At 72.8% G+C, this 7,565-nt stretch carries 7 protein-coding genes; 6 read left to right on the forward strand and 1 reads right to left on the reverse strand.

The features are described from left to right. The first annotated feature begins 22 nt into the window (after positions 1-22). Both MDN94_RS38965 and MDN94_RS38970 read left to right on the forward strand, forming a co-directional pair. Entirely contained in the window at positions 23-922 is a 900-nt protein-coding gene (locus MDN94_RS38965; protein ID WP_482730476.1) for a TIGR01777 family oxidoreductase, read from the forward strand. Positions 923-1,095: 173 nt separating this feature from the next. Then, the gene (locus MDN94_RS38970; RefSeq protein WP_482730477.1) at positions 1,096-2,463 is read left to right on the forward strand and encodes an NAD(P)/FAD-dependent oxidoreductase; all 1,368 of its coding nucleotides are present in this window, start codon (positions 1,096-1,098) and stop codon (positions 2,461-2,463) included. 65 nt (positions 2,464-2,528) lie between these two features. Here MDN94_RS38970 and MDN94_RS38975 read toward each other — a convergent pair whose 3' ends face one another. Further along, positions 2,529-3,977: an NsdA family TPR-like regulatory protein gene (locus MDN94_RS38975; protein WP_482730478.1), complete on the reverse strand. Its 1,449-nt coding sequence runs from the start codon at positions 3,975-3,977 to the stop codon at positions 2,529-2,531. 295 nt (positions 3,978-4,272) lie between these two features. On the opposite strand from MDN94_RS38975, the gene lipB reads away from it, so the two are divergent. The 4 genes from lipB (at position 4,273) to MDN94_RS38995 (ending at position 7,411) form a co-directional block, all read left to right on the forward strand. Continuing rightward, entirely contained in the window at positions 4,273-5,106 is an 834-nt protein-coding gene (gene lipB, locus MDN94_RS38980; RefSeq protein WP_482730479.1) for a lipoyl(octanoyl) transferase LipB, read from the forward strand. A gap of 146 nt (positions 5,107-5,252) precedes the next feature. Continuing rightward, positions 5,253-6,239: a lipoyl synthase gene (gene lipA, locus MDN94_RS38985; RefSeq protein WP_482730480.1), complete on the forward strand. Its 987-nt coding sequence runs from the start codon at positions 5,253-5,255 to the stop codon at positions 6,237-6,239. Positions 6,240-6,475: 236 nt separating this feature from the next. Next, the gene (locus MDN94_RS38990; protein ID WP_307705989.1) at positions 6,476-6,685 is read left to right on the forward strand and encodes an SCO2195 family GlnR-regulated protein; all 210 of its coding nucleotides are present in this window, start codon (positions 6,476-6,478) and stop codon (positions 6,683-6,685) included. Between the two features lie 18 nt (positions 6,686-6,703). Further along, a complete protein-coding gene (locus MDN94_RS38995) occupies positions 6,704-7,411 on the forward strand; it encodes a DUF4191 domain-containing protein (protein ID WP_159692709.1) in 708 nt (235 codons plus the stop codon). The last annotated feature ends 154 nt before the right edge of the window (positions 7,412-7,565 follow it).

The raw sequence follows: 7,565 nt of genomic DNA on the forward strand, positions 1-7,565 counted from the left end.
CCGCCGGGGCAGGATGGGGACCATGAGGAGATCCCGAATTGCCGTCACCGGCGCCTCCGGACTCATCGGCGCGGCGCTGGTGAAGTCCTTGCGCGCGGACGGGCACGAGGTGGTACGCCTGGTGCGGCGCCCGGCGAAGGCCGGGGACGAGGTCCACTGGGACCCGGCACGCCAGTACGTCGACGTGGCGGGCCTGGTCGGCTGCGAGGCCGTGGTGCACCTCGCCGGGGCCGGGGTGGGCGACCGGCGCTGGACGGACGCGTACCGCAAGGAGATCCGCGACAGCCGCGTACTCGGCACGGCGGCGATCGCGGAGGCCGTCGCCTCCCTGGACGTGCCGCCGCGTGTGCTGGTGAGCGGCAGCGCGGTCGGCTACTACGGCGACACCGGCGGCCGTGCCGTGGACGAGGGAGCGCCGCCCGGTGACGGGTTCCTGCCGAAGGTGTGCGTGGAGTGGGAGGAGGCCACGGCCCCGGCGCAGGAGGCGGGCGTGCGAACGGCCCTGGCGCGTACGGGACTTGTGGTGGCGCGGCACGGAGGCGCCTGGGGGCGGATGTTCCCCCTGTTCAGGGCGGGGCTCGGCGGCCGGCTGGGCAGTGGCCGGCAGTACTGGAGCTTCATCTCGCTGCACGACACCGTGGCGGCGCTGCGGCACATCATCGACACCGGGTCGCTGTCCGGGCCGGTGAACCTGACGGCCCCCGAGCCGGTGACCAACAGGGAGGCGACCGCGGCGATGGGCGGTGTGCTGCGCCGCCCGACCCCGTTCGCGGTGCCGGCGCCGGCCCTGCGGGTGGCGCTGGGCGGGCTCGCGGAGGACGTCCTCAGCAGCGGGCGGGTGCTGCCGGGCGTCCTGCTGGGCTCGGGCTTCGCGTTCGCCTTCCCCCGTATCGACGACGCGATCCGGGCGGCGCTGCGCTGAACCGGTTCGGGGTGGGGGGAGCGCGGTGTGCGCCCCCGCGCTCCGGTGCTCCGCGATGTGCGCTACCTCAGCCTGCCCCCTACCTCTTTAGTCTCGAATCGAACTCGGGTATTCCTCGGTCCTGTTGGGGGCATGAGCTCCCCACCAGCCGCGCCGACCTCGGGGAGGGGCACGTGCTCAGCACCGCTCATGATGCGGAAGTCGTCATCGTCGGGGCCGGGATCGCCGGCCTGTCGGCGGCCCACCGACTGACCAGTGCGGGTGTCACGGTCAGCGTCCTGGAGGCCGCCCCGGTGGTGGGCGGCAGGATGGCCACCACGCAGCTCGACGGCTTCCGGCTCGACCGGACAGGCCAGTTGCTCAGTACCGCGTTCCCGGAGCTGCGCCGCACGGCGGTGCTCCAGGACGCCGACCTGCGGATGTTCTCGCCCGGTGTACTCGTCCACAGCGGGGGCCGGCTCCAGCGGACCGGCGAGGTGGGGATCGCCGGACGGTGGGGTTCCTCCCACGCGAGGAGGGGTGCGGGACGGGGATCGCCCCCCACCGCCCAGGGCGCGGGGGTCGCATTCTCCGTCGCGCGCGCCCTCGCGAGCGCCCCTCGGCCCCGCCAGCTCGACCAGGCACGGCTGGGCGCGTCCCTGGCGCGGCTCGCGGCGACACCCGTCGACCGTCTCCTCGCCCGCCCCGAACGGTCCGCCGCCGAGGCGCTGTACGGGCGCGGCCTGCCCGCGCGCACGGTGGACGGCTTCCTGCGTCCGCTGCTGTCGGCGCTGCTGGGCGATCCGGAGCTGACCGGCACCTCCAGCCGTTGCGCGGACCTCGTGCTGCGCGGTTACGCGCGCGGCCGTCTGTGCGTGCCGGCGGGCGGCGCGGCGACGCTGCCGGAGCTGATGGCGGCGGGGCTGCCGGCCGGCGCCGTACGGACGGGCGTGCGGGTGACCGACATCGCGACGACGTCCGTGACCACGGAGGAACTCGGCGAGATCCGCTGCCGCTCCGTGCTGCTGGCGACGGGAGCCCGGGCTGCGGCCGCACTGCTGCCGGGGCTCCGGGTGCCGTCGTTCCATCCGGTGACGGTGGTGCATCACACGGCGCCCGAGTCCCCGCTCGGGGAGCCGTCGCTGGTGCTGGCCGGGGAGCGGAGCGGGCCGGTGTCGCACACGGCGGTGATGAGCGAGGTCGATCCGTCGAGGGCCTCCGACGGCCGGGTGCTGATCTCCTCGACGCTGCTCGGCGTACCGCCGGACGACCTGGACCGACGGGTGCGGCGGCATCTGGCGAATCTCTACGGCAGGGCGACGGACGACTGGGAGCTCCTCGCCGTCCACCACGACCCGGAGGCAGTGCCCGCGATGCCCGCGCCGCACGATCTGCGCCGCCCGGTGCGGGTGCTGTCCGGTCTCTACGTCTGCGGCGACCACCGCGACACGGGCACGGTGCAGGGCGCCCTGTTCTCCGGGCGGAGGGCGGCGGACGCGGTGCTGAGCGACTTCGGCATCCGGCCGGGGTGTGCGGCCGCGACGCTGACCGCGGCAGCCTGAGGCCCACCGGCAGGGCCGGCGGGCGATCCGGCTGGCGGGGCCGCCACCCCGCCCGCCGGTCGGGGTCAGCCCAGGGCGGCCACCCGGTCGCGGTAGGTCCGGACCGGTGCCGCGTCGCGGTACGGCTCCAGCCGGCGTTCGAACTCGCGGACGTACTCGGTGGCGCGCACCGATCGCATCTCGGACGCCTGGAGCGCCGCCTCCGCGCCCAGCGCGCACGCCTGGTCCAACTCGCCCAGACCGAGGCGGGCGGAGGCCAGGACGACCCGGCAGAAGAGCCGGCTGCGGGCGAATGCGGGGGCGCGCAGCTGGAGGGAGCGCTCCGCGTGCTGCACGGCGCTGCGGTACTGCCGCAGGTCGCGGTGGCAGTGGCTGAACTCGTCCGCCAGCTGTGCCTCGTCGAAGGTGCGCGCCCAGTGCGGCACGTCGTCCCCGGCCCGGGCGGCCTCCAACGCCTGTTCGGCCCGTACGAGCGCGGCGGTGCAGGCGCGCGCCTCGCCGAGCACCGCGTGCCCGCGGGCCTCCGCGCAGTGCAGCAGCGCCTGGACCGGCGGCGGCGCCGACGGCCCGACCCCCTGCTGGGCGACCCTGGTCAGCTGCACGGCCTCCCGGCCGTGTCCGAGGTAGACGGCCTGCCGGCTCATGGTGACCAGCACGTACGACCCGTACGCCCGGTCCCCTGCCGCCTGGGAGAGCCGCAGCGCCTGGACGAAGTACCGCTGGGCGAGTCCGTGGGCCGCGATGTCGAACGAGGTCCAGCCGGCCAGCCTGGTGAGGTCGGCGGCTGCGGCGAACAGGCGTCGCCCGATCGTCTCGCCGTACGTGCCGCGCAGCATCGGCTCCGCCTCGTGCTCGAGGTAGCGCACGAGGGCCTGCCGGGCGTGCCCGCCGCCGTAGGCGTGGTCGAGGGCGCGGAACAGTTCGCCGACGGCGCGCAGCGCCGCGATGTCGCCGCCGGAGACCTTCTGCCCGTGCCCCCTGTCGCCCGCCCCGCGCTGCCGTGGCACGGCCATCCTGGGGCCCTGCTGGGGCACCCGGCCGGAGCCGGGGTGCGCCTCGCCCCGGCCCACGCGCTCGTCGGGGCCGCCGATCAGCCAGTCCCGGCTGGGCACGACCAGTCCGGCCGGTGTGAAAGCGATCTTGCGGAGTTCCGCGTGGCTGCCGGAGTCCTTGCGCCACAGGCCGCTGACGATGTCCACGGCCTCCTCCGGAGCGGCGGCGAACTCCAGCCCCGCGTAGACGGGGGCGCAGGCGTCGAGCCCCAGGTCCTGGGCGGACAGCCGGCGGCCGAGTCTGCGGGTGAACACCTCCGCGATCAGCGCGGGCGTCGTCCCGCGCGGCTGCTGCCCGCGCAGCCAGCGGGTCACCGAGGTCTTGTCGTAGCGAAGGTCGAGGCCGTGCTCGAGGCCCAGCTGATCCACCCGGCGGGCGAGGCCGGCATGGGAGAACCCGGCCTCCGCGATGAGCGCGGCGAGCTGCCGGTTGGGGGTGCGCGGGGTGGTCCGTTCCGTCATCGGTTGCGGCGTCTCCTGCCTTCCGGGCCGGGAGCAGCCCATGGGGGTACCTCCTGGGGGTCCTCCCAGGAGTAGCTCTGGAGGAGAAGCCCTGGGGGAGGAACGGCGCGAATTTAGCGGCCATCCATCGCTGTTCCGCCGCCTTCGCCCCAGATTCATCCGATCGTGTGAGGATTGGTGACGGCGCTGGACCGTGGAGCTGACGGTCCGCCCTGCCCGGCCACTCGGTTCCGGCCCGCCGTACAGTGGCTGGGGCCCGGTCATCACCGGGCGGAGGTTCGAGGGAGGCACAACCGTGAGTGACCTGCGGTTCGTCCGACTGGGGTTCGGCGACGAAGCCGTCGAGTACCAGGAGGCATGGCAGAAGCAGCGCGAGGTCCACGCCGCCCGCTTCGCCGACGAGATCCCCGACACATGCCTGCTGCTGGAGCACCCGCCCGTCTACACGGCGGGTCGGCGCACCGAGGACAGTGAGCGGCCGCTGGACGGGACGCCCGTCGTCGACGTGGACCGCGGCGGGAAGATCACCTGGCACGGCCCCGGCCAGCTGGTGGGCTACCCGATCCTGAAGCTGCCGCGGCCCGTGGACGTCATCGCGCACGTACGGCGCCTCGAGGACGCGCTGATCCGCACCTGCGCCGAGTTCGGCGTGCAGACCAGCCGGGTCGAGGGCCGCAGCGGTGTCTGGGTGCTGGGCGACCCGGTGGAGCAGCGCCCGGCCGTCGGCGGCCTCTCGCTGGACTTCGACCCCCGGCTGACGGACGAGGAGTTCGACCCGCGGCTCAACGGCCCCGAGTACGCACCCTCCAACGCCGGCCAGCGCCGCGAGGACCGCAAGCTCGCGGCGATCGGCATCCGTATCGCCAAGGGCGTCTCGATGCACGGCTTCGCCCTGAACGTGAACCCGGACAACACCTGGTTCGACAAGATCGTGCCCTGCGGCATCCGGGACGCGGGAGTGGCCTCGCTCGCGAACGAGCTGGGCCGCGACATCACCATCGCCGAGGTGCTGCCCGTGCTGGAGCGGCACCTGCGGGAGGTGCTGGAGAACGCGGAGCCGCGACCCCGTGAGATCGTGCGTGACGCGGTGCCGACGACGGTGCCCGAGGCGGAGAAGACGCCCGTCTGAGCCGGAGAACCGGCCCCGTCCCGCGGGGCCGGGGGCCCCGGGCGGGAATGCGGCCCCGTGGCCACAGGTTGGCCGAACGTAAGGCCGCACTTTTAACGGGCGTACCCTGGTGTTCGCCGAAGAATCGAAGCTGTAGGGAGCCGGTCGTGTCCGCAGTCGCACCCGACGGACGCAAGATGCTGCGCCTGGAGGTCCGCAACAGCCAGACCCCCATCGAGCGCAAGCCCGAGTGGATCAAGACCCGGGCGAAGATGGGCCCCGAGTACAACCAGCTGCAGAAACTGGTCAAGAGCGAGGGACTGCACACGGTCTGCCAGGAGGCGGGCTGTCCCAACATCTTCGAGTGCTGGGAGGACCGCGAGGCCACCTTCCTCATCGGCGGTGACCAGTGCACCCGACGCTGCGACTTCTGCCAGATCGACACCGGCAAGCCGCAGGCCCTCGACCGTGACGAACCGCGCCGCGTCGGCGAGTCCGTCGTCACCATGGACCTGAACTACGCCACCATCACCGGCGTCGCCCGCGACGACCTCGAGGACGGTGGCGCCTGGCTGTACGCGGAGACCGTGCGCCGGATCCACGCGATGACCGCGGACCGCGAAGGCGGCCACACCAAGGTCGAGCTGCTGATCCCCGACTTCAACGCGGTGCCCGAGCAGCTGGCCGAGGTCTTCTCCTCGCGTCCCGAGGTACTCGCGCACAACGTCGAGACCGTGCCCCGCATCTTCAAGCGGATCCGGCCCGGCTTCCGCTACGAACGCTCGCTCGAGGTCATCACGCGCGCCCGTGAAGCGGGCCTGGTGACCAAGTCGAACCTGATCCTCGGCATGGGCGAGACCCGCGAAGAGGTCAGCGAGGCGCTCCAGCACCTGCACGACGCGGGCTGCGAGCTGATCACGATCACCCAGTACCTGCGCCCCTCGGTGCGCCACCACCCGGTGGAGCGCTGGGTGAAGCCGCACGAGTTCGTGGAGCTGAAGGAGGAGGCCGACGAGATCGGCTTCTCCGGCGTGATGTCGGGTCCGCTGGTTCGTTCCTCGTACCGGGCCGGCCGACTGTTCCAGCAGGCGATGGAGGCCCGTGGCACCGCCGCCGGCATCGACGCCGGCACCGGCGCCGCTCAGACTGTGTGAATTCAGGCACAAGCAACTACCGGCCGGTAATGGCCGGTAGTACGCGGTCCGCACCCTCCCCGCAGGTCGGGGGCGGGGTACGGGCCGCGTTCTCGTTTCCGGATCTCCACGACCCGCGAATCCACCCTTCATCAGCGTTTGACCGGCCGGTCATGCCCTGGTAACACCAGTGAGTGACGCTCGACTCACGCACAGCTCCCACTCACCGCCGTTCACCCCGAGGGGGAATCGCCACCATGCAGGCCGTGCCGGCACGCCACGTCAGTGCCAACCCGATCCCGTCCGTCACCGGCGCACTGCGCGCCATGGAGTCCATCATCCTCGGCGCCGGCCAGCGCACCGCCCGCCGCAACGCCTGGACCGCGGTCCTCGAGGACCGCCGCCGCGCCAAGGACCGGGTGGAGGCTCAGCACGTACTGGAGGCCGTGGCGACCCGCACGTCATAGGCCACGTAAACTTCGGGTATGGCGAGGAAGGCAAATTCAGACAGCGCTGACGCTGCTGCGAACCCGGGGCGACTGAAGCAGATCGCCCTGACGTACAAGATGACCCGGAAGGCCGACCCGAAGGTCGGTCTTGTCGTCGCGGGTGTGGGAATCGTCACCTTCGGTGTCTTCCTCGGGATCGGCTTCCTGATCGGTCACCCGGTCTATCTGGGGATCCTCGGCTTCGTGCTGGCTTTCCTGGCGATGGCGATCATCTTCGGGCGGCGCGCCGAGCGGGCGGCCTTCGGGCAGATGGAGGGCCAGCCGGGAGCGGCGGCCGCGGTCCTGCAGAACGTGGGACGCGGCTGGACCACCACCCCGGCCGTGGCGATGAACCGCAACCAGGACGTGGTGCACCGCGCCGTCGGCAAGGCCGGCATCGTGCTGGTGGCCGAGGGCAACCCGAACCGGCTGAAGGCACTGCTCGCGGCCGAGAAGAAGAAGATGAACCGCATCGTCGTGGACGTCCCCGTGCACGACATCCTCGTCGGCAACGGCGAGGGCCAGGTGCCGCTCAAGAAGGTGCGCACCACGATGCTGAAGCTCCCGCGGGTGCTCACCGGCCCACAGGTGACGGCGGCCAACGACCGGCTGCGGGCCATGGGCGACCTGATGAGCAACATGCCGCTGCCGAAGGGCCCGATGCCCAAGGGCATGCGGATGCCGCGGGGTGGAAAGATGCGCTGACGCGCTGACGCGCGTCCCACGGACGTGAGGCGGGGCCCCGAGCGTGTTCGGGGCCCCCCTCACGTCCGTTGGGGGGTGGGTTGAGCTGTGGCCGGGGGGGGGAGGGGTCGTTGCGGGCCCCCCCCCTTCTGCGGGGGGGTTGGCCCCGCCGGGG

Source organism: Streptomyces sp. WAC00040 (assembly GCF_056835925.1).

Excerpts from the sequence above, each read along its gene's own strand:
- MDN94_RS38990 (WP_307705989.1), top strand. The coding sequence starts at position 6,476 with ATGCAGGCCGTGCCGGCACGCCACGTCAGTGCCAACCCGATCCCGTCC.
- MDN94_RS38965 (WP_482730476.1), top strand. The coding sequence starts at position 23 with ATGAGGAGATCCCGAATTGCCGTCACCGGCGCCTCCGGACTCATCGGC.
- MDN94_RS38995 (WP_159692709.1), top strand. The coding sequence starts at position 6,704 with ATGGCGAGGAAGGCAAATTCAGACAGCGCTGACGCTGCTGCGAACCCG.
- MDN94_RS38975 (WP_482730478.1), bottom strand. The coding sequence starts at position 3,977 with ATGACGGAACGGACCACCCCGCGCACCCCCAACCGGCAGCTCGCCGCG.